The sequence below is a fragment of the Vibrio sp. 10N.222.55.B11 genome, assembly GCF_041473705.1.
GTDB lineage: Bacteria > Pseudomonadota > Gammaproteobacteria > Enterobacterales > Vibrionaceae > Vibrio > Vibrio crassostreae_C.
This window is the reverse complement of sequence record NZ_JBFRST010000079.1, coordinates 28776-29542: the sequence shown is the minus strand read 5'-3', so window position 1 is coordinate 29542 and position 767 is coordinate 28776. Positions and strand designations below refer to the sequence as shown.

Here is a 767-nt window from a genome sequence, read left to right as displayed (position 1 = left end):
ATTAGCTGAAAAACTGATAGGAACAACACCAAACCATAGCGTGACAATGTTCGATAAGGGGTTCTATTCTTTAGGTTTATTACATAAATGGCAAGACTCTGGCTCAGAGCGTCATTGGCTTATCCCCCTCAAGAAAAATACACAATATGACATTGTTCAATCTTTAGGGCGAAATGACAAACTGGTTCAATTACACAGTAACCCAAGGGCTAGAAAGCTATGGCCTGATTTACCAAAGTCGATAACCGCTCGACTTGTCACTCGTAAAATTAAAGGAAAAGACTACCAAGTATTAACCTCCATGACGGACTCCCTGCGTTACCCATCAAAAGATATTGCAGGCCTTTATGAACATCGTTGGGAAATTGAGCTAGGCTACCGAGAGCAAAAACAATACATGCTTGGAAATCGTCTCACGCTGCGAAGTCGTTTACCAGAACTGGTAAAGCAGGAGTTATGGGGCATCTTGCTTACTTACAATTTAATCCGATACCAGATGGTCGAGCTCTGCTTCAATTTAAAGGGAAATTACCTTCCTTATCAACTGAGTTTTAACGGCACATTAGCTCATGTATCTGCGTTACTTGTAGGCTTACCTTATTCAACACCAGGCGCAATACCTCGTCAGCTAAAGGGGTTCCACAACATGGCTGAAAGCTTAATACTTGAAGGGCGAAGGGAAAGGACATTCCCTAGAAGAGTTAAACCCAGACCACAACGGTATGCTAAGAACAAAAATGCCGTTCACTCTTAAGTGAACGGCATTA

At 42.1% G+C, this 767-nt stretch carries 1 protein-coding gene; it reads left to right on the top strand.

The genetic code is table 11. The features are described 5' to 3' along the window. Positions 1–754: IS4 family transposase (locus AB4503_RS23575; protein WP_372115801.1), on the top strand; the 754-nt coding region annotated here is incomplete at its 5' end. Positions 755–767: the final 13 nt, after the last annotated feature.